This window comes from Mucilaginibacter pallidiroseus (assembly GCF_007846085.1).
In the GTDB taxonomy this organism is placed as follows: domain Bacteria; phylum Bacteroidota; class Bacteroidia; order Sphingobacteriales; family Sphingobacteriaceae; genus Mucilaginibacter; species Mucilaginibacter pallidiroseus.
This window is the reverse complement of record NZ_VOEJ01000007.1, coordinates 154,203-173,536: the sequence shown is the minus strand read 5'-3', so window position 1 is coordinate 173,536 and position 19,334 is coordinate 154,203. Positions and strand designations below refer to the sequence as shown.

Sequence of the window (19,334 nt, the reverse complement as noted above, 5' to 3'; positions counted from 1 at the left end):
ATTTACTTCAATAAAAAGAAAATATATGGCACTACAATCTAAACCTGCCTCTACAACCACAAAAGAGACCGAGGTGGCCCCGGTCCAGTTTATATTCGGTAAAGAAAATTACCGTTTGCTTATCATCAGCATTGCTATAGTAGCTTTTGGCTTTGTACTGATGAGCGGCACTACAGATATTTACAGCACTACCAAAATTGTTATTGCACCTATCGTTGTATTAGCCGGTTTTGCACTTGGTTTTGTGGCCATCCTTAAAAAGCCGTCGACCAAAGCATGAATTTAATTCACGTTGTGGTGCTGGCCATCATTGAGGGCCTTACCGAATTTCTGCCTGTTTCATCAACAGGGCATATGATCATTGCATCATCCGTAATGGGTATTGCAGCTAACGATTTTGTGAAACTGTTTACCATTGCTATACAACTAGGCGCAATCCTTTCTGTTGTTGTATTGTATTTCAAACGCTTTTTTCAATCGATAGATTTTTACTTTAAACTGGTTGTTGCCTTTATCCCGGCCGCAGTTTTTGGTTTGGCCTTCAGCAAGAAAATAGATGAGTTACTGGAGAGCGCACTTACGGTAGGTATTACGCTTTTTGTTGGCGGTGTTATCTTATTGTTTGTCGACAAGTGGTTTAATAAGGTTGATGAAAAGGAAAGTAAAGAAATTGGATACGCAACTGCGTTTAAAATCGGCTTGTTCCAGTGTTTGGCCATGATACCAGGCACGTCGCGCTCGGCTGCTACCATCGTTGGTGGTATGGCGCAGAAGTTGAGTCGAAAAGCAGCTGCCGAGTTCTCTTTCTTTTTGGCAGTACCCACCATGTTTGCAGCAACCGGCAAAAAACTGTATGACTTTTATAAAGAGGGCCATGTGTTTACCGGCGAAGAAGTGAAGCTTTTGGCAATTGGTAACGTTATCGCATTTGTGGTAGCTTTGTTAGCCATAAAAACATTTATAACCTTTTTAGAGAAACGCGGCTTCCAATTATTCGGCTGGTACCGTATTGTAGTAGGTGGCATTATTATCGGCCTTTACTTGACAGGGCATAATCTGCAGGTTATATAGAAGCGTTATATCTGGCGATAACATAAGTTTGGCAGGATAAATAGTTACCTTTGCGGCTTTTATCAAATCCATTAATCCAATAATCCGTTAATCGCGGTTACATGTTCAATTCTATACAAGACTTTGCCGATGGCCAGTTATTGCTGGTAAATAAGCCATACAAGTGGACCAGCTTTGATGTGGTTGGCAAAATTCGTAATGCTTTTAAACCGCTTAAGCTAAAGGTTGGTCATGCCGGCACGCTCGATCCGCTGGCAACCGGTTTACTTATCATCTGCACCGGTAAAATGACCAAACAGATAGATACCTTTCAGGCCGAAGAAAAGGAGTACACCGGCACAATGGTGCTGGGTTCGACCACGCCGACCTACGATTTGGAAAGTGAGCCTGAAAAAAAGTTTGAGTTTGATCATCTTACTGACGAACAAATAAAAACAGCCACCGCCCGTTTTACCGGCGAAATACAACAATATCCGCCCGCCCACTCGGCCATAAAAGTAGGTGGCGAACGCCTATACGAAAAAGCCCGCCGCGGCGAAGAAGTGGAGCTAAAAGCCCGCACCGTTACCATTACCGAATTCGAGATAACCCGGATTGAGCTGCCCGAGGTAGATTTCAGGGTGGTGTGCAGCAAGGGTACCTATATAAGATCATTAGTTAACGACTTTGGTGCGACGCTCGAAAACGGGGCATACATGTCGCGCCTGCGCCGTACACGAAGTGGTAATTACCGAATAGATGATGCTCATGAAGTGCTTGAGTTAGTATCGGCTATACGCGAACTTAAGGATAAAGACGCCATTAGTAAAGCTTAATTTACTGTGTAACCTATTTGTAAATAAGCAAAAACGTTTCTGCTTTATGCTTTCTCCTTTTACCTTTGCGCTATATCTATGAAAGTTTACCATCATATAGATGAGTTTGAGCCCATTAAAAATGCCGTTGTTACGATTGGTACGTTTGATGGCGTGCATATTGGGCATCGCAAAATTATTGCAAGGTTAAAGGAACTGGCTGATAGCATTGGCGGCGAAACCGTAATCCTTACCTTTTTTCCGCACCCAAGGATGATCCTGCATCCGGAAGATGAAAGCCTCAAGCTGATTACAACCATGCAGGAAAAAGCAGCATTATTGGAGCGTTTAGGTATAGACCACCTGATCATTACACCATTTTCAAGGGATTTTTCCAATCAATCTGCCGAAGGTTACATTCGCGATGTACTCGTAAACCAGATCGGCACCAAAAAAATAGTGATAGGGTATGACCACCGCTTCGGGAAGGATCGCAGTGGCGGGTTGAGCGATTTGCTTGCACATGCAGCCGTGTATGGCTTTGAGGTTGTTGAGATTCCCGAGCAGGATATCAACGATGTTGCCATCAGTTCGACACGGATACGGGCAGCACTGGTTGATGGCGATATAGCCATTGCTAATGAGTGCCTGGGTTATCCGTTTTTTATAACCGGCAAGGTTATTCGTGGCGATCAGTTGGGCAGGCAATTGGGTTATCCTACTGCAAACCTCATGATAGAGGAAAAGTACAAGCTGATTCCCAATGATGGTATTTACGCCGTAAATGTACGCGTAGAGGCTAAAGATTATACGGGCATGGCTTACATTGGCCACCGACCTACCGTAAATGGTATGACGCGTAACATCGAAGTAAACATCTTCGATTTTAGCGATGATATATACAATAAGGAGCTACGCATGGAGTTTTTGCACTTTGTGCGCGAGGATGTAAAATTTTCATCATTAGATGAATTGGTGGTGCAGTTAGGTAAGGATAAGGAAGATGTAATGGCCTTACTCATTCTTGATAAGCCGCAGTTTAATACCTGATCCTGAAAATGTTTACTGTTAATTAATTTTGCAGTCTGTTTAAATTAATGCAAATTAGTATTTGCTTACAACTATAAGATGTCAAAATTAAACCTCGACAGGCAGGAGAGCGAATTTCTGAATGATACCATTTCCCGCTGGGAAAAGGAACATCTGATAGATACCGATACCGCCGGCCGCTTACGTAACTCATACGAAGTAAGAGGATTTGACTGGATGCGCCTGGCAAAATACTCGATTTGGGTTGCCCTGTTCTGCGGCGCCATTGCCATAGGATCCATCATCGTTGACGATGCCGTTATAAAATGGCTGCAAGGCCTTTACTACACCCCGGATATATTGATCAGCATATTATCAGGAATGGCCGCCGCAGGTTTATTTCTGTTTGGTCGCCGCCGCGAAAAAATACATCCCGAGAAGGTTTTCAGCAACGAAGCTGTAATATTCCTTGGCGTGTTTTTCACCGCCTGCTGCATAGCATACTTGGGTAAAACCTTCGATAATGGTTCGGGCCACTACTCTCTATTGTTTCTTGCATCAGTTTTTGTGTATGGCGTACTTGCCTGGCGCATGCAATCCCGGCTCATCTGGCTTTTTGCACTGGTATCCTTGGGTAGCTGGTTTGGTACCGAAACAGGCTATCAAACCAATTGGGCGCTATACTTTTTAGGGATGAATTACCCATTGCGTTTTGTGCTGTTTGGTTTGCTGTTGGTAGGAGCATGCTACCTGCTCAAAAACAAAAAATGGTTTAAATATTTCTGGGAGCTTACCTATGTAGTAGGAATGCTGTACCTGTTTATATCGCTGTGGCTGCTAAGTATTTTTGGTAACTACGGTAGCCTTGATACATGGTGGACCATACGGCAGATAAGCCTTTATTACTGGGGCATTATATCGGCTGTGGTTGCCGGCCTGTTCTTATTATATGGGTTGAAGAACAAGGATGTTATTGCCCGGGAATTTGGAATTACGTTCCTGATCATCTTTTTGTATACCAAGTATTTCGAATACTTTTGGGACCATACCAACAAAACACTTTTCTTTTCCATACTCGCGCTATCTTTTTGGCTGATAGGCCGCAAGGCAGAAAAGATCTGGAATGTCAACGCCAAGAGCGAAAGTCCTGCCGGTAGTGAAGCATAGGAAGCTGGTTATTCACCAATAAATTTTAAGCCGATTTGCCTGCGGGCCTCATCAATCATTGCTATCATTTGCCTCGACATAGTATGGGGGAGCACGGGGCTTTCTTTAATCCCTAAGTTTATCAATTCACAAAAATGTGCTATTTCATAATTTAAACCGCCGGCTGTAAAAGGTTCGTCGATAACTACGGCACGTCCGTCAAGGTAACTAATTGTTGCTTTAGCCGGGTTCCACCAGTTTTTATGGATGGTTACATGGCCAAGTGTTCCGCATATCAGGGCATCGCCTTTACCATGCAGCTCAAAGCCCCCATACATTTGCGCGTAACCGCCTTTGTGCTTGCTTTGAAAGATGCTGAACATATCTACCTGCATACCGCTATAGTCGGCCATGGTTTGTATTTCCACCGATTCGCCCAGCCAGTCAATAGCCAGGAAGGCCTCGTAAATGCAAATTTGCATCAGGCTGCCGCCTGCTAATTCATAACTAAAGTTTGGGTGATCGCGACTGATATCTGCTACGGACGACCCCGCACGAACATAACCCACTTTGCCAATGGTGTCTTTTTCAAGGTGCTCCTTTAGTTTTACATACAGCGGAAAAAATGGTGGTTTCATGGCCTCCATAAATAAACGGCCGGTTTGTTTGGCAACCGCTAAAACCTCATCAAGCTGTATAAGGTTAAGTGTAACCGGTTTCTCGCAAAGTATATCTTTGCCGGCCTGCATGGCCATGATGGCGTAATGCGCATGGCTATCAGGCAAGGTAGAGATGTAAACAGCATCAATATCGATTGCCAGCAGTTCCTCTACCGACCGGCATGCCGTACCACCATACTTGGCTACAAAAGCATCCACAGTTTCGTCCCTGCGCGACCATGATGCCACAAGTTCCGCATCCGGAACAGCAGCCAAACCCTGCATAAAACGATGCGATATACGGCCGCAACCAATTATTCCCCACTTTATCATGAAGTCAAAATTAAAAAACTAAAAATGAAAAAGCCCTGGATTATTTGAATCCAGGGCTTTGGTTTAAAGAACTAGTCTCTTATCTCCAATCTCTAACCTCTACAGGTTACTGATACTGAATATACATCGGCGCAGGTTTGTATTTCAAAACTTCCTGCGGGGTAAGCATATGGTGAGGCGCTTTCTTTAAATCGTTCTTGTAGAACAATTTAAAGCCTGTAAACTGCACCGGCTCCGGGTTAATAAAGTGGCGGTATGTACCAAATTTCAAATCAGGTTCGCCCCAGCCGTCCATATCCATAATAACCTGTACCTCTGGGCGTAGTTTAATGTTTTGATAGTTGGTGACCATTTTACGGGTAAAGCGGTGTACAACCAGCATTTTTGGCGGCAGGCCATTCTTTTTAACAAGGTTAGCTAAATAGCCACTTACGTAGTTAATGTCATTAGCATCATAAGTACCTATTTTCTTGCCAGGCTTGGTGCCATCTTTCATCGAAAACTCTGGGTCCATACCAAAATGCACCTGCGGCATCTTCAAATATTTTTCAAGTAATGGCAGCTCGGCTTGTATGGTGCTTAAGGCAACCTGTACATCTAAAAATACCAGTGCGTGGCCTTTTTTTGCTAATACTAGCACGCTGTCAATCTGTTTAAACGGCATGCGGTAACGGTATTTGCCGTCTTTACCACCATCGCCCTGGGCTACTACTGCAATGTAATGCAAGGCTGGTTGCACAGGCGTTTTAGGATCTGCCTTTTCCCAGCTTTTTACTTCGCCTTTTAATTTGGCAAGCATTTCGTTAGCAGGCAACTCGCCCAAAATGCCCATCTTTTTAGAGTATAAGTTACCATAAAACGCAACTACACGTTTAAAAGGTAATACAGCACCCCCCAATGGATAAGGTGCGTTTTTTACAGGCCATCTGCCGCTGGTATCGCCATTGGCCATACGTTTCATCAGCGAGTCATACTGTGCTTTGTTTACTGGCGGATAGCTGCTTTTAACAACACTTATGGTATCGGCTTCTTCGCCTGTTTTTGCGGCTGCTGCGGTATCTGCTTTATTTGAAGCTCCGGGTTTGCTACCACTGCTTTGTGTGCAATTGGTAAATAAAAGTAATGCTGATGACAAGATCAGCGTTGAGAATAATACACCTTTTAATTTCATAGATAGAGCGCGCCGAAGCAGCAGTTAATAGTTGTTTGTGTTAAAAAAATGATTACTTGCGTTAAGTATATTATCGTAAAGATATAAATAGCCTAAAACTATCAAGACTTATTTTTATAAAATTTGCCAAACACCCCCAACGGCAATTTAGGGCCGGCAGTTGCCTGCAAGTATAGTTCGCCTATTTCAAGGTTCTGAACTGTAGGGAACGCATTTTTAATCAGGTTTTCGATGATAACTGATGAAAAACCAAGAGAGTAGGTATTAAGGATAAGGAAGTGCTCTTCCGGATCAAGCAGCTTGATTACATCATGTATCATCTCGTTGATGTTATCCTCGAGCTTCCATTTTTCGCCGTTAGGGCCGTTGCCATAAGCCGGCGGATCCAGGATGATGCCGTTATAGGTTTTGCCTCGCTTTACTTCGCGCTTCACGAATTTTAAGGCATCCTCAACCATCCAGCGGATATCTGATATGCCCGATAATTCCTGGTTTTCGTTAGCCCAGGTAACTACCTGCTTTATCGAATCCACGTGAGTGGTATCGGCACCGGCAGCCTTAGCTATAAGCGATGCACCGCCAGTGTAGGCAAAAAGGTTTAAAACCTTCGGATTAGGCGTCTTGAATTTTTTGATGTTACCTGATATATAATCCCAGTTAACGGCCTGCTCGGGGAAAATGCCCACATGTTTAAACGATGTAAGCGCGAGGCGAAACTTAATGGCAACATCATCATTCTTGTATTCGATATGCCAGCGATCATTCAGTTGTGGCGTTTTCTTTAACCACTCTCCGGCTGTAGCGCTGCGGCCCTTAAATTTTATGTGATGGAGTTTTTGCCACTCAGATTGTGGCAGCGCTTTGCTCCAAACCGCTTGCGGCTCGGGGCGTATCAATATCATATTGCCAAACCGTTCCAGTTTTTCAAAGTCGCCGCAGTCAATCAGCTCGTAATCTTTCCAGTGGGTTGGGGTAAGGAGTTGGATCATTATTGAAGTATCAAGTATTTAGTATCAAGTATCGAGATACTTGTAAAAGGCAAAACTACAAATTTGGAGCGACTTAAGCTTTGCGGCACGTAGCATTTCATAATCTGGAGTCTTGCTACCTGATACTAGCTACTCAATACTAACCTACAACTTCTCCTTCGCCGCTTGCATAAACTTGCTGGCAAATACAAAGTCGTTAAGTTCTTTATTATCGGTATGGGCTATCTCCTTATTTGTGCCTTCCCAGTTTTTTTGGCCTTGGTGTAAGAAGATGATGTGGTCGCCAATACCCATTACCGAGTTCATATCGTGCGTAACAATAACAGTTGTCATGTCATACTCAACGGTAAGTTCGGCAATCAGTTCATCAATCAATATCGAAGTTTTTGGGTCGAGGCCGGAGTTTGGCTCATCCACAAACAAGTATTTTGGCTGCATGGAAATAGCACGGGCAATACCCACACGTTTCTTCATACCGCCCGATAATTCTGATGGGTACAGTTTATTACGGTCTTTCAGGTTTACACGCTCCAGGCAAAAATTGGCGCGGTCGCGTTTTTCTGCCATAGATTGATCCGTAAACAAGTTAAGCGGGAACATGATGTTTTCCTCTACCGTCATGGAATCAAACAGGGCCGAGTTTTGAAACAGCATACCAATTTGCGTGCGGATGGGTACACGCTGCTCAAAATCCATCTCGGTAAAGTTCTCGTCCTCAAAAAAAACCTGGCCCTTAGTTGGTTCATGCAGGCCCACTATACATTTAAGCAAGGTAGTTTTACCAGACCCAGAGCCGCCTATAATCAGGTTGTTTTTACCGGTTTTAAAAGTAGCTGAGATGCCTTTTAATACGTCGTTGTCGCCGAAGGTTTTGTAAATGTCTTTAATGTTGATCATAGCATTAAGCTGGTAATAATAAGATCGGCAAATAATATCCAAACGCAACTAAAAACCACGCCCTGCGTAGCCGATTGGCCAACCTCAAGTGCACCGCCCGAAGTATAAAAACCCTGATATGAGCATATTGAGGCAATAAGGAAACCAAATACAAAAGCTTTAACAAGCGCTACCTTAATGGTCAGCGGATCAAAACCATCATTTACACCCATCAGGTAATCTGCAGGGCTAATGCTGCCTGTAACAACGCAGGCAATATAACCGCCGGTGATGCCTAATGCAATTGATATGATAACCAATAACGGTATCATGGTTATAGAGGCAATTATTTTAGGAGATATGAGGTAACCCGGTGCATTTACACCCATTATTTCAAGTGCATCAATTTGCTCGGTCACACGCATGGTGCCAATTTGCGATGCAAAGTTTGAGCCCACACGCCCTGCCAGCACCAGTGCCGAAATGGTAGGGCTAAACTCCAGAATGTTTGAGTCGCGGGATATTTTACCGGCGATGCTGAGTGGTACAAGCGGGCTGGATAGCTGGAACGCCACCTGTATGGTTGTTGCCGCACCAATAAAAATGGAAATGATGCTGATAATGCCCAATGAACCAACGCCAACGGATACCATTTCGCGCATGATCTCTTTCCAGTAAACCGACGATTTCTCGGGCTTTTTAAAACTTAAGCGCAGTAAGAGTATATATTTTCCTAAGCTTTCGAACATGTTTTATTAAAAATTCGGTTAAAAATACATTTTTTAGTTTAAGCTTTACGGCCTGTTATAATATCATTTACTTTTAATGACCATGCCATCATCAATGAAAACTGCATTAATAACCGGCGCCACCAAGGGTATTGGCCGCGCTGTAACTATAGCTTTTGCTAAACAAGGAATAAACGTGGCAATTTGTTCGCGCAATCAGCAAGATTTATTGGATTTTGAGGCCGAACTTGCTTCTGTAGCCCCCGGTGTGCGCGTTATAAGCATGGTTGCCGACTGCAGCAAGCGCGATGATGTAAAAAACTTTGCCGTTTTTACCGAGAAAAATATGGGTTTCGTCGACATTGTTGTTAATAATGTGGGTATGTACACACCGTCATCCATACTTAATGATGCCGAAAATACCTTCCAAAAACAGATAGACACCAACTTGATGCCGGCCCATGAACTGTACCGTTTCTTCGGTAAACGCATGGTTTCTGTCGGTAAAGGGCATATATTCAATATATGCTCTGTAGCCAGCTTAAACCCTGTAGTAGAGGCAGGTATGTATAGCGTAACAAAATATGCCCTGTTAGGTCTTAATAACGTAATGAGGCTCGAGATGCAGGAACACGGTGTTAAAGTAACAGCAATAATTCCTGGGTCGACATTGACAGATTCGTGGCGGGGCATTGAGGTTGATAAAGACACAATGGTTTTACCTGAAGATGTTGCAGCGGCGATAACAAGTATAGTAAATATGAGTGCCGGCGCCAATGTTGACCAACTGATCATTAAACCTGCAAAGGGCCAGTTATAATCATCAGTTCACTAACTAAAACTTAAAAAAATGGAAAAGAGACTTTATCGTGACGAGCGCCGCAAATCAATCGGCGGTGTTTGCGCAGGCTTAGCCGAATACTTCGGTGTCGATGTATCAGTTGTAAGGGTAGTGTTTGTACTTGCCCTTTTATTAAAAGGTGTGGGCTTTTTGCCATACATTGTATTGTGGGCAGTATTACCTAAAAAGCCTTACGGTTATAACGAATTTGGCAGCCCTGTTGATGGCGGTTTTAACGCCAACTACAATACCAACTACAACAATGTTGATTACAACGTGCCGCCAACTGGTGCCCCGTTTGTGCCTCCGGTGAAGCAGCCTTCAAAAGCACCGGCCATGTTTGGTGTGATATTAATTGTGCTTGGTGCCCTGTTTTTGGTTGACCGACTTGACATTATGCCAGAACTTGATTTTGAAAAGCTTTGGCCGGTAGTATTAATTGCCATAGGTGGCTTGATTATTTTTAACGGGCAGAAAAAAGAACCGGTAATAAGCGACTTTAACACACCTAAAGAAGATCCTTATAAAACAACTGCAGCTAATACCGAAGGTAAAGATGCCGGTAGCGAAGAAAACCCAAACCATAACCCTACAAACTTTTAAGCCATGAGAAGCGAAAAAATAATGCCAGGCCTGATCCTGGTTCTGTTAGGCGCACTGTTCCTGCTTAATAACTTCAACATAATTGATTTTAGATGGAGCAACCTTTGGCACCTTTGGCCGGTGTTTTTGATAATGGCCGGTGTAAACCTGGTATTTGCCAACAACCGCTCTGCATGGGCAACCATTTTAAAGATCTCGGTTGTGATAATAGGTTTCGGGTTGATACTGTTTTCACACTTTGATAACCATCGCTTTTTTCCACGTCACGACTATTATTTGAACTTTGATGGCGATGATGACGACGACGATGACAACAATGGCAACCGCATCACCAAACTGGAAGGCAGCAGCGTTTTTACCGAGAGAATGGACAGCGTTGTAACTGCAGCCAAGCTTGATATAAGCGGCGGCGGTACCAAGTATACATTGCAGGATACCACAAGCGACTTGTTTAAAGCCGATACCAAAGAGTTTTTTAGCCGCTACATTTACAATAAAACAATGGATGGCACTATGCCTGTACTTAGCCTGCACATGAAAAAAACCGGCAAGGGTAATTTTCAGTGGGATAGCGAAAAAGGCAACTCGGCAAACATTATGCTGAACACCAAACCCGAGTGGGATATTAATGTAAACGCAGGCGCTACTGAACTAAACTTTGACCTTGAAAAATTTAAAGTTCGTAGCCTGGTTTTAAATGGCGGTGCCGGTTCATTCGATATTAAGCTTGGCCAGCCGCTGGCAAAAACCACAGTTGATGTATCTACAGGCGTTTCCGAAATTAAGATTAAAGTGCCGCAAACCGCAGCTTGCCAAATTTCAACCAGCTCAGGCTTGTCATCAAACAATTTTGCCGGGTTTGACAAAGTGAAAGACAACATTTATCAAACCCCTGGTTTTGATAAAGCAACTAATAAAATCTACGTTGTGATGAAAGGCGGCTTATCAGATTTCAGCGTGAGCCGCTACTAATACTTACTTGTCTTTTCCATTAAAAGCCGGAGGCTCAATTATCATTCTAATTTTTAAATTTGATGATGATGGAACCCTCCGGCTTTGATATTTCTGCACCGCCGCAAAGCGGTCAATTCATGCTTGTAGTTGCAGGTAAGCCTAAAGGACCCTACTCTTTGGCCGACTTAAAAACTATCGGTATAAAACCCGGTGATTTTTTAAAGGCTACCGGCATGGACGATTATAAGGAAGCCCATGAAATTGCCGAATTGAGGCAGTTGTTTGGTTTTAAGCAGCAGGCATTGCCTATGCAATACTTTGGCAGTTTTGACCAGCGCATGCTGGCTTCGGTGATAGATTGGTTTATCATATTTGCTGCTTTTCTCCTCCCTGCATTCGCGGCCGTTTACCTTGCGGAAGATAAACAGCTCAGACTGCTGATAGCCTTAAGCTTACTCGTACTGGTGCCCCTTGGCAAGTTTGTTTATCATATCGTAATGGAAAGTTCAGATAAACAGGCTACGTACGGCAAACAGTTACAAAAAATACGTGTAACCGATGTAGACGGGCAACGTATTGATATAAGTAAAGCCTTTTCGCGTAATTTTTGCAAGCTGCTGTCAACTCTTCCGCTGTTTACAGGTTATTTAACAGCTTTTTTTACGCCGAAGCGGCAATGTGTTCATGATATTATTGCGGGTACAGCGGTAATTAAAGACAGGATAGATTGAATAATTAGTTAGTATACAGGCATTTGCGATTGTTAGATTTGCGCATTTGAATGACATTTGTTAAAATAAGTTAATTTTTTACGAAATTATCGTAGAATAACTATTCTGTTAGTTATATTTGTGATGTAATCGATTACGCTAAACTGTAAATTATTCATCACAATGAAAAAATTAATCATCCTGACCGTTTGCCTTGGCGCCGCAATATTTGCCAAAGCCCAACAACCCGAAATGGCTAAGGCTATTGTTAGATATAAATTTTCGCACATACGCGACACCACCCAACGAGATAAGCCTTACACCGAGAACATGGTGCTGTTTTTGGGCGAAACCTCGAGCGCTTATAAAAGTTTCGACCGTAAAACGCAGGAAGCCCTAATGCGCCAGCAACTGGCGCAACAAATGGCCGAGCAAAAAGCCAGTGGCGGCCGCATGGATTTTAAATTAACAAGCAGAAAGCCTGTAACCCGTACAGAGTTGTACCAATTTCCAACCATTAATAAGTTTGTACGCAAGGACAATTTGATAACACCATATCTGATAGAAGAAACCATGCCGGTTATTAAGTGGAAAATCACTGCCGATACAGCCACCATTGGTACTTTGCACTGCCAAAAGGCTACAGGCCATTTCAAGGGGCGTGATTATACAGCATGGTTTTCTCCGGATCTGCCTTTCAGGGTTGGCCCATGGAAACTTAACGGTTTGCCCGGTTTAATAGTTGAGGCGTATGACACCAATAAAGAAGTTGAATTTAAATTTGATGGTATTGAACAGGTAAAGCCGGTTGACCCTAAAGCTGTAGCTGCGCAAGAAAGTGCGGCACCTGCATCCGGCCCCACAACCGTAATTAAATTTAGCAGTGACGATGATAATAAAAATCCAAACCTGATTGCTTTACCAACCAATGCCGTTAAAACAACTGAGAAGGAGTTTACCAAGTTGCAGGAAGCCATGCGGAAAGATCCGCAGGCATTTATGGCTGCTATGGGTGGTAACAATGTGGGTAACGTTGTTGTTTCCGGCCGACCGACCGGCGGGGCCGGCCAGATAAATTCGGTATCTGTTAACATGACAGGTAAGCCCGACGCCATTAATAACCCTATAGAACTACCCGAAAAGAAGTAACATGGTAAGGCTTTTAAAAATTGGCATAGTGTACATTGTATGTATGCTGGGCCCGGCCTTTGCCTTTTCGCAAACAATAAAAGGCTTCGTTACAGATAGTTTGGGAAAAACCATTGCATACGCAGGGGTAAACCTTAAGAGTGCAGGTAATGTAATAATTGCCTATACCACTACCAACGACAAAGGATTATATGCGCTCAGTATCCCTGCCGATGCCGACAAGAAGAGCTTAATGGTAGAGGTAAGTTGTATTGGCTACAAAAAAATGGCACAGCCCATCACTGATTTCACCAGTTCCCATAATTTTAAATTGTCGGCATCGGTAAGTCAACTTAAAACTGTTGTGATAAAAGATGACAGGCCGAGGCTACGTGCACACGGCGACACGCTCGACTACCGCGTGGCCGATTTTAGCGCACCTCAGGACAGGGTAATTGGTGATGTGTTGAAAAAGATGCCCGGAATTGATGTAGCCAAGGACGGCAAGATCAGTTACAACGGCAAATCCATATCGGGCCTTTATATCGGCGGCGATAACCTGCTGGATGACAAGTATAACATTGCTACCAATACCATACCCAATGGCGTGGTTGAAAAGGTACAGGTGATGGAGAACCATCAACCCGTAAAAATGCTGAAGGATAAAGTGGTAAGTGATGATGTAGCCTTAAATTTAACCATTAAAAAGGATGCAAAGCTGCAATTGGTTGGCCAGGAAACACTCGGTGCAGGCTTGCCTGATAAGTACTATGCAGATATTAATGCCATGATGTTTAAGGATAAGTATAAAGGCATAAACTATATCAAAGCTAACAATACCAATTACGACCTTTCGGGCGATTTAATATCGCACAACATTGGAAATTATATGCAGCGTGTTGATAACGACAAGCCTGGTACACTGCTATCATTGGGTACGGCCGGCGACCCCGACCTGCCGCGTAACCGCTATCTTTTTAACAAGGCTGGCATAATTAACCTCAACAATTTGGTTAATGTTAAACCGGGCGTGCAGTTGAAGGTGAATGCCTCGTATCTGCGCGACGACCAGAAGCAAATTTACAGGCGCTTTAGCGAATATTATTTGCCTAATGATACCGTGCGGTATACCGAGCTGCAAAACAACCGCCGCCGGCCCGATCTATTGCATGCGCAGATAGGCATCAATATTAATAAGGATAAATACTATCTCAACAACAATTTTATAACCGATTACAGCCGCAATACCGGTTACTCGGCTTTAAATACTAACGGTGTGCCCGTGAACCAGTTATTCAGAGATAATTTAACTAATATCTCCAATGAGTTCAATTACATGAATACCTTCAAAAGCAATAACATTATCGAGGTATTCAGTTACATTAACCGCAGCCGCGAACCCGAAAACAGGATAATAGAACCAAATTTAAATCCTGAGATATTTAACAACGGCGTTGCCTACAAACAAATAACACAAACGGTTGATATCCCTACGTGGTTTACCAATAACTACCTCAGCTACCGTATTCCGGGAAATAGCTTTACACAGAGTTACAAGGCAGGTTTCGCCATACAGTCGCAAACACTTTTTTCAAACCTTAACCTCACTCAATTAAATAACAGTACCAATTTATTAGGCGATAGCGCGGTGAATAACCTGGACTGGCAACGTAAAAAGTTTTATGCCGAGGCTGGCTTTGATGTTCCCGGTAACAAGCTTAAGTTGAATGTAACCCTGCCGGTGAGTTATCAGCAAACCGATTACAGCGACGGCAGCTACTCTCTTAAAAAGCACCTGGACAGGCTATATTTTAACCCACGCGCTATGCTCAAGTACCAAACAGGGGTAGAAAATTTTGTGTCATTAGGTTATTCGTTCCGCAATGATATTGGTACTATACAAGATGTTTACCGCGGATATATATATACTAATTACCGCACGCTGTATGCAAATAACGCCGATTTAATTGAGCGCAAAACGCAGGCGGCTAACCTGGGCTTCAGCTATCGTAAGGCTATAACGCTGTTCTTTTTTGGTGCAAACCTTTCTTACAGCCATCAAAATGCCAACAGCATTGCATCAAGCTTAATTACCAATAATATCCAGCAACGTGTAGTGTTGCCGTTTGATAATAATATTGATTCATGGTCGGGAAGCGTGAATACGAGTAAATACATATTCCCGCTGCGCACCACGTTAAGCGCAAGGGCATCAATACAAACCACCAGGTACAACCAAATTTTTAACGGTATTATTTTGCCCTATAATACCATATCAAACAACGTAGGTATTGGGGCCGATACCAAAGTGAGCAGTAAAGTAAATTTCAGCTATAAAGCTAATTACGGGCAAACAACAAGCAAATCGCCCGCTATAACATCGTCAAGCAAGTTTCAGCAGCTAACACAGCAGGGATCCGTTAACTATAACCCGCTGAGCAATTTGTTCTTCGCAGTCTCTGCCGATCATTATTTTACTCACCAGCAACAGGCTAATGATCTTGAATATGTTTTTGCTGATGCCAGTTTGCGTTATAAGTTTACCAAGATTAAGGCAGATATTGAATTGAGTGCTCAAAACCTTTTTAACACAACCAGCTACAGCGCATTGTATCTGTCGGCTAACACTTTTACGCAAAGCTCATACAATATACCAGGCCGCTTCCTGCTGGCAAAAGTCACCTTCAATTTGTAACTGGCCTGTAAGTAAAAAGCCCCGGCATTATGACCGGGGCTTTATTTTATAAATATCGAGAGGGATTGTTAATTACAACATAAGTACCCGCCCACTGGTCGTGCCAGGCTTGCTTATGTTCGTCCCATAAGATGTTTAGCGAGCCTACGTAAAATACAAGGTTTGATATGATCTTGCCTGCATTGCGGGCAAGTGCTCGTAAAAATGTAAGGCGTTGCCCGTTAGCATCTACTACAGAGAGACGACAGATTTTTTTGCCTATGCTACCGCGTAAAGGCGTTGCCTCCAATATGGAATTGTACAGGGTTGCAATACCCAGCACGAGTAAATTAAATTGTACCCGGGCCATTTGCTGGGCTTCGCTTGTATCGCCGTTAAGCTGCGCGTTATATATCTTGATAAGCAAATCGGGCATGGCTATGTAAGCAACGGTTACCACGATGAACATGTCTATCAAATAGGCAAGCGCACGCCACCAGAAGCCGGCAAGGTTATCCTCTGTGGGGAAAAGGTAACCCCGCCATCTAAAGTAATCGTAAAACTCGGGCATATCAGATGCTGGCCTCCACTTGCTGCCATTGTCTTCCATAAGCAGGTCGTTAACCTCCAGGCCCATATCGGTAAGTTCGTCAAAATTATAAGGGCCGGTTTTTTCACCGTCCTTTTGCAGGTAGTAGTAATCTGTCATTAGCTTGCAAAGATAAAGCTAAAAACGGGCCATATTTGGAAACATTAATGTAATTTATTTTGTCATTACGGTATGGAATCAACAAGAATAGGCTGGATAGGGTTAGGTACCATGGGCAATCCAATGTCGGCACAATTGCTAAAGGCCGGCTACCCGCTGACGGTTTATAATCGGAGTAGGGATAAAGAAGTCGCCTTAAAAGAACAGGGTGCTGCAATTGCTGCAACTCCGGCGCAGTTAGTGCAGCAAACCGATGTAATCATTATAATGGTCACCGATGATAATGCCATTGAGCAGATATTTAATGGTGCGGACGGTTTGCTGGCGGCCGATATCAACGGAAAAATCATTGTGAATATGAGCACTGTATCCTCGGCTATAAGTAAGCAAATGGCTGCGGCTTGTGCTGACAAGGGAGCGCATTACCTTGATGCGCCGGTATCTGGTAGTGTGAAACAGGCCGAAACCGCGCAGTTGGTTATTATGGCAGGCGGTGATGCGACCGCATTTGAAAAAGTAAAGCCTATACTTGAAACAATGGGTAAAAAGGCAACTCATCTTGGCGATACAGGTGCGGGCAACGCAGCTAAGCTTGCCATAAACACCTTATTGGCCATACATGCGCAGGGCCTTGCCGAGGCGATTATACTTGCCGGTAAAAATGGCATTGATGCAGCTACGCTGATGGCTTTGCTGAACGATGGCGCTATGGCAAACCCATTTATGAAAATTAAGGGCGAAGCAATTATTGCTGATAACTATGCACCTGCGTTTACAGTGAACAATATTGCAAAAGATCTTGGCCTGGCTGCAGATATTGGCCTTTCAACACCATTAGGAAGGGCAGCCCTGCAAACCTATAATAATGCAAAAGCCACTGTAGGCGACGAGGATTTAATAGCTGTTAAAAAGCACCTGGAAGATTAATTGCCAGGTAAGTGATATCAGGCCGCTGCTTTTGCAGCGGCTTTTTTGTTTCTTTGCGTCGGCCAAATCAATCTCATATTACATGCAAACTATCCCGGTAAGTAACTCAACCCTTGCTTCTAATGCCCTTGCTGTTTTTGTGCAGCAACGCTATAACCTTGGGGTAGCCACAAATGCCCGGCTATTAAAAACTGGTATTAACCATAGTTATTTGATAACGGATGGTGCAGATAAATTTGTATTCAGGGTTTATAGTCTCAACTGGCGCACAGTTACCGAGATCAAAGAGGAGATAAGGTTGCTTGATGCGCTGAAGGAAAAAAGCCTGCCTATATCATACGCCTTACCGGGAGAGGATGGAAGCTACCTTTATGCACTGAACGCACCCGAAGGCTTGCGGTATGGTGTGCTTTTTACTTTTGCAGCAGGTGGTAAGCTGCTCAATTTTCCTGGGGAAACCCATTACAAAGTTGGGGAAGCTATGGCTCGCATGCACCAAACGGATATGGAATTGGCAAGGGTACATTATACGCCGAAAGTATTACTGCAGGATCCATTCAGATACCTCAATAACTTTCTGTCTGCCGATACTGAGGAAATGCAATGGATGCAATCGACGCAAAAAGTACTACTGGATATACTGGCCAAAGCAGATTTTACGCAATTGCGGGTAGGCCCGGTACATATGGACATTTGGTTCGATAACATGAATATTACGGATGATGGCCATATCAATATCTTCGATTTTGACTTTTGCGGTAACGGCTGGCAATGCCTTGATATAGCCTATTACGTTCTGCAGTTGCACAGTACCGAAAAGGATGAGGCGGAACGCCAAGCGAAAAAAGAAGGCTTCTTATCAGGCTATGAATCGATAACGAAAATAAGTGACGAGGAAAAGCGCCTGTTGCCAGCGCTCGGCGTGAGTATGTATTTTTTCTACCTGGGCGTACAATGCCAAAGGTTTGACAATTGGTCAAATGTTTTCCTCAACGAAATGCATCTTAAGCGCTTTATCAATTTGCTGGTGAAAAAGTATTACGATGATAATGTTGCGCCTTTACTTTCGGTCCTTGGTTAAGGTCATATAAGGTTTGTCGGTCATAACCAGGGTCGAGTCGGCATTAGCGGTAGTTGGGTAAAGCGTGAGTGTTCGTTTCTTCATTTCAAAAGCAAGCTTTTGCTCTTTGGGCGTACCTTTGTTGAAGGTAATTACATCAAACTTGTTCAAAGGTGCATCCGGGTAGTTTTGCAAGTAGTAGCTGCTTAAACCAGGGTAGCCTTTTATTTTACCATCTTCGGAAAGCATAATATTCAACTTCTTCCCGGCATCATCAACTCCCTGGTAATTTCCTGCTAATAAACCCCTGTTAATAAGGTAAGTCATGGCATAACTAAGGTCGTCGGTTTGTTGTTTATTAAAGGCCTTTATGTATTTATCAGTTGCGGTTTCTCTTTTAGCTTCATCGTAATGGTAAATAATCAGTGTGGTGTCTTGGTTCTTAATAGTATAACTCAGTTCATCGCTACCAAGCATAATTGTAGTACTATTGCGACCGGGGTGAAATTTTAAACTTACAACACCATTTTTTTTATTGCTGTAGCTTACAGGCACGGTAATGCTATCCGCTTTAAGCTTATCGGTATCAATAGCAAATACCATTATGCCTTCTGCCCGGTCGGCCACTTCAACTGCCGATTTTTCCTTGATAAGTTTTTTAATGTAATTCTTTTTGACCCAAACACCATTTATGACAGGCTTAAACTGCTGTATCATATCCTGCGATTGATCGAGGGGTTTATCTGACGATTTTTGGTCGTCGTTATTGCAAGAGGCAAAAAAAAGCAAAAGGGCTGCGCATACTATTATTTTCTTCATGTTACGTAATTGCTATTCCTCTAATATAATATTAATGCCCGTTTAATAAACCCTGCAGCCATCGTTAAGTTTTGATGTGAAAGATTTTGTATTTTTGCATCTTATTAATACCA

At 43.3% G+C, this 19,334-nt stretch carries 20 protein-coding genes; 13 read left to right on the top strand and 7 right to left on the bottom strand.

Going from position 1 to position 19,334, the window contains the following annotated elements; genetic code table 11:
- The first annotated feature begins 25 nt into the window (after positions 1–25).
- The 5 genes from FPZ43_RS15070 to FPZ43_RS15050 all read left to right on the top strand — a co-directional run bounded on the left by FPZ43_RS15070 (position 26) and on the right by FPZ43_RS15050 (position 4,061).
- Positions 26–280 carry a DUF3098 domain-containing protein gene (locus FPZ43_RS15070; RefSeq protein ID WP_146382757.1) on the top strand — a complete coding sequence of 85 codons (255 nt, stop codon included), beginning with the start codon at positions 26–28 and terminating at the stop codon, positions 278–280.
- The gene (locus FPZ43_RS15065; RefSeq protein WP_146382756.1) at positions 277–1,071 is read left to right on the top strand and encodes an undecaprenyl-diphosphate phosphatase; all 795 of its coding nucleotides are present in this window, start codon (positions 277–279) and stop codon (positions 1,069–1,071) included. Before FPZ43_RS15070 ends, FPZ43_RS15065 begins: the two co-directional genes overlap by 4 nt.
- Before the next feature lie 101 nt (positions 1,072–1,172).
- On the top strand, positions 1,173–1,886 hold the full coding sequence (truB, locus tag FPZ43_RS15060; protein ID WP_146382755.1) for a tRNA pseudouridine(55) synthase TruB: 714 nt from the start codon (positions 1,173–1,175) through the stop codon (positions 1,884–1,886).
- A gap of 78 nt (positions 1,887–1,964) precedes the next feature.
- On the top strand, positions 1,965–2,915 hold the full coding sequence (locus tag FPZ43_RS15055; protein WP_146382754.1) for a bifunctional riboflavin kinase/FAD synthetase: 951 nt from the start codon (positions 1,965–1,967) through the stop codon (positions 2,913–2,915).
- Positions 2,916–2,993: 78 nt separating this feature from the next.
- Positions 2,994–4,061 carry a DUF2157 domain-containing protein gene (locus FPZ43_RS15050; RefSeq protein ID WP_146382753.1) on the top strand — a complete coding sequence of 356 codons (1,068 nt, stop codon included), beginning with the start codon at positions 2,994–2,996 and terminating at the stop codon, positions 4,059–4,061.
- An 8-nt stretch (positions 4,062–4,069) separates the two neighbouring features.
- Here FPZ43_RS15050 and FPZ43_RS15045 read toward each other — a convergent pair whose 3' ends face one another.
- The 5 genes from FPZ43_RS15045 to FPZ43_RS15025 all read right to left on the bottom strand — a co-directional run bounded on the left by FPZ43_RS15045 (position 4,070) and on the right by FPZ43_RS15025 (position 8,817).
- Positions 4,070–5,032, bottom strand: a complete 963-nt coding sequence (locus FPZ43_RS15045; RefSeq protein WP_146382752.1) for a Gfo/Idh/MocA family protein — start codon at positions 5,030–5,032, stop codon at positions 4,070–4,072.
- A gap of 106 nt (positions 5,033–5,138) precedes the next feature.
- Complete coding sequence (locus FPZ43_RS15040; RefSeq protein WP_146382751.1) at positions 5,139–6,203, bottom strand: hypothetical protein; 1,065 nt, start codon at positions 6,201–6,203, stop codon at positions 5,139–5,141.
- A 101-nt stretch (positions 6,204–6,304) separates the two neighbouring features.
- On the bottom strand, positions 6,305–7,192 hold the full coding sequence (locus tag FPZ43_RS15035) for a class I SAM-dependent methyltransferase (protein ID WP_146382750.1): 888 nt from the start codon (positions 7,190–7,192) through the stop codon (positions 6,305–6,307).
- A gap of 144 nt (positions 7,193–7,336) precedes the next feature.
- Positions 7,337–8,089, bottom strand: coding sequence for an ABC transporter ATP-binding protein (locus FPZ43_RS15030; protein ID WP_146382749.1), 753 nt, complete (start codon positions 8,087–8,089; stop codon positions 7,337–7,339).
- Positions 8,086–8,817 carry an MlaE family ABC transporter permease gene (locus FPZ43_RS15025; RefSeq protein ID WP_146382748.1) on the bottom strand — a complete coding sequence of 244 codons (732 nt, stop codon included), beginning with the start codon at positions 8,815–8,817 and terminating at the stop codon, positions 8,086–8,088. The genes FPZ43_RS15030 and FPZ43_RS15025 overlap by 4 nt, the downstream gene beginning before the upstream one ends.
- A 94-nt stretch (positions 8,818–8,911) precedes the next feature.
- Between FPZ43_RS15025 and FPZ43_RS15020 the strand changes: the two genes are divergently transcribed.
- The 6 genes from FPZ43_RS15020 to FPZ43_RS14995 all read left to right on the top strand — a co-directional run bounded on the left by FPZ43_RS15020 (position 8,912) and on the right by FPZ43_RS14995 (position 15,727).
- Complete coding sequence (locus tag FPZ43_RS15020; RefSeq protein ID WP_146382747.1) at positions 8,912–9,616, top strand: SDR family oxidoreductase; 705 nt, start codon at positions 8,912–8,914, stop codon at positions 9,614–9,616.
- 30 nt (positions 9,617–9,646) lie between these two features.
- On the top strand, positions 9,647–10,240 hold the full coding sequence (locus tag FPZ43_RS15015) for a PspC domain-containing protein (RefSeq protein ID WP_146382746.1): 594 nt from the start codon (positions 9,647–9,649) through the stop codon (positions 10,238–10,240).
- 3 nt (positions 10,241–10,243) lie between these two features.
- Positions 10,244–11,212, top strand: a complete 969-nt coding sequence (locus FPZ43_RS15010) for a LiaI-LiaF-like domain-containing protein (protein WP_146382745.1) — start codon at positions 10,244–10,246, stop codon at positions 11,210–11,212.
- 62 nt (positions 11,213–11,274) lie between these two features.
- A complete protein-coding gene (locus FPZ43_RS15005; RefSeq protein WP_261381095.1) occupies positions 11,275–11,925 on the top strand; it encodes an RDD family protein in 651 nt (216 codons plus the stop codon).
- A gap of 162 nt (positions 11,926–12,087) precedes the next feature.
- Positions 12,088–13,053: a GLPGLI family protein gene (locus FPZ43_RS15000; RefSeq protein WP_146382744.1), complete on the top strand. Its 966-nt coding sequence runs from the start codon at positions 12,088–12,090 to the stop codon at positions 13,051–13,053.
- Position 13,054: 1 nt separating this feature from the next.
- A complete protein-coding gene (locus FPZ43_RS14995) occupies positions 13,055–15,727 on the top strand; it encodes a TonB-dependent receptor (RefSeq protein ID WP_146382743.1) in 2,673 nt (890 codons plus the stop codon).
- Positions 15,728–15,773: 46 nt separating this feature from the next.
- On the opposite strand, the gene FPZ43_RS14990 is transcribed toward FPZ43_RS14995, so the two are convergent.
- Positions 15,774–16,415: an RDD family protein gene (locus FPZ43_RS14990; protein WP_146382742.1), complete on the bottom strand. Its 642-nt coding sequence runs from the start codon at positions 16,413–16,415 to the stop codon at positions 15,774–15,776.
- A 72-nt stretch (positions 16,416–16,487) separates the two neighbouring features.
- On the opposite strand from FPZ43_RS14990, the gene FPZ43_RS14985 reads away from it, so the two are divergent.
- Together FPZ43_RS14985 and FPZ43_RS14980 are read left to right on the top strand one after the other, a co-directional pair.
- Positions 16,488–17,342 (top strand): NAD(P)-dependent oxidoreductase, encoded by an 855-nt coding sequence (locus tag FPZ43_RS14985; protein ID WP_146382741.1) that lies wholly within the window; start codon positions 16,488–16,490, stop codon positions 17,340–17,342.
- An 82-nt stretch (positions 17,343–17,424) separates the two neighbouring features.
- Positions 17,425–18,423, top strand: coding sequence for a phosphotransferase enzyme family protein (locus FPZ43_RS14980; protein WP_146382740.1), 999 nt, complete (start codon positions 17,425–17,427; stop codon positions 18,421–18,423).
- Here FPZ43_RS14980 and FPZ43_RS14975 read toward each other — a convergent pair.
- Positions 18,403–19,221 (bottom strand): hypothetical protein, encoded by an 819-nt coding sequence (locus tag FPZ43_RS14975; RefSeq protein WP_146382739.1) that lies wholly within the window; start codon positions 19,219–19,221, stop codon positions 18,403–18,405. The two genes, FPZ43_RS14980 and FPZ43_RS14975, sit on opposite strands and share 21 nt — an antisense overlap.
- Positions 19,222–19,334: the final 113 nt, after the last annotated feature.